Source organism: Leptospira broomii serovar Hurstbridge str. 5399 (assembly GCF_000243715.2).
Classification (GTDB): domain Bacteria; phylum Spirochaetota; class Leptospiria; order Leptospirales; family Leptospiraceae; genus Leptospira_B; species Leptospira_B broomii.
On record NZ_AHMO02000003.1, the window covers coordinates 1 to 1,689 of the forward strand.

Consider the following 1,689-nt stretch of genomic DNA (forward strand, 5'->3'; position numbering starts at 1 on the left):
CCCGCAGAATTGCGGGCAAAACGGAGCGGAGGGCGTAGCTCCGACCCGTAGATCCGTGCAGGGGGTAGGTCAAGGAGGGGGATTTCCCTCTCCTGCGAGCGATTCGGTAGGTTTTCAAACCGTACGAATCTATGCTCGCTTAAATAGGCAAATCGGAGTGCGGTGGGTGGTTCAGAAAGCCAACGAGCTGAAGGCGAGGCGGAATGAGCGTAGCGAATGGAGAACCCCGTAGGGCTTACCGAGCGAAGTGAGATATTTTGCTTGCAAAATGTGGAGTAAGTCCACAATCTTGCAAAGATTGGGGCTAGTAATTGAAGCTTGGACGGAGTGGGATCGGTTGGTGGAATGCCACCGAAAAACGCAATAGGAAAGCCATAGAAGTGATTTTACAGGTAAGGCTTATTTTAAATCGAAGGATTTGGTTTAAGTGCCTTAAAATCGATTTGAGGAGGTTTAAACATCATTTTTAAAATTCTTAGACGGAGTGAGAACCTTGGATAGGGCTGTTCGCCCGTAAGAACAGGCGTGGGGCTTGTCTTGGTGAAATGTAGGGTGTGGAGCGGTTAGCGGTCAAGGTTCGCCAAAGGCGACCCGTAGGGCTTGACCTTGACGGCTAAGGGAGCGAAACGCCCATAATGACACCAAGACAAACCCCAAGACGTTATTTCACGCTCTGAGCGTGATTCTGTATCGCTTTGTTCAGCAGGAGGGGGGCAAGGCTTGTGATTTTATCTCGAACGGCACGCCCAACGTGTCAGCCACTCCGAGCAACTACCGAGCAGGGTTATCGGGCGAATAAATTCGCCCTACCGTCAGGAGGAATTGCACGGCAATTCCCCCCGACACCCCCTACATCAACGTGCGGTAATCAAGTTCGGGATCTTCTAGCTCTTCAGGTTCGTATTCGTCAATATCATCAGGAATGCCCTGCTGGATTGATTTTCCGATTAACGAGTTAAGTTCGTGAGGAATGTTGCGTAGCTTGCGATCTCCCTCGAAGTCTGGATTTTCGGTAGAAGTTGCAACTACGGTTGATGAAAAAATCGCATAATGCCGCTGATTGTTAGCAGCTCTCCAAGCTATTTGAGCATTGACGCAATACGCCGTAGCACTTCCAACTTTGACAGTATCGATCCAATTATTGTCCTTGAGGTGCTTGATCGCTCTTGCGACTGTAGGTCTAGAATAGCCTGTAACCTCCATAAGCGTCTGATATGAGCATATTACGGAATTGTTGAGCTTACCCATCTTTTCGATGAAGAAAAACAAAATTTGAGCTGATACAGGGCTTTTCTGAATAAGTCCCTGAATAGCTCTGAGCGAGTTATCCTTGATTTGAACAAAATTGGCATTTTCCTTTGGTGCTAACTTAGGATCAATATGATGTGTACTTGATTGTTTTTCGGTCGATTTTTGATTATTATTTGAGCTATTTTCCATAGATACTCACTAGTTAAAAATATGATACAATCAGTATCACATACTTTACATTATGTATCAAATATTTTCATTTTTTAAAATCAGAGTATCATCAATAGTGATACTCCCCAGTATCATCTAGATGATACTCTGAATTTTGTAAGTTATTGATTTTAAATGACTTTTTAATTTTCTCTCTATCTATATCTAAATACTCGCAAATTTGCGAGTATTCTGCCTATTTTTTAATCGAAAATTTCCTCTGTTTGG

General features: G+C 44.2%; 2 protein-coding genes. One reads left to right on the forward strand and one right to left on the reverse strand.

The genetic code is table 11. The features are described 5' to 3' along the window. On the forward strand, nucleotides 1–232 hold a 232-nt coding region (locus tag LEP1GSC050_RS20910; protein ID WP_040910787.1), incomplete at its 5' end, for a hypothetical protein. Between the two features lie 617 nt (nucleotides 233–849). Here the strand turns inward: LEP1GSC050_RS20910 and LEP1GSC050_RS00145 are convergent. Then, on the reverse strand, nucleotides 850–1,440 hold the full coding sequence (locus LEP1GSC050_RS00145; protein WP_000431908.1) for a replication/maintenance protein RepL: 591 nt from the start codon (nucleotides 1,438–1,440) through the stop codon (nucleotides 850–852). Nucleotides 1,441–1,689: the final 249 nt, after the last annotated feature.

What these genes read in the sequence shown, in the direction of transcription:
- LEP1GSC050_RS00145 (WP_000431908.1), bottom strand. Translation starts at nt 1,440, where the DNA reads ATGGAAAATAGCTCAAATAATAATCAAAAATCGACCGAAAAACAATCA.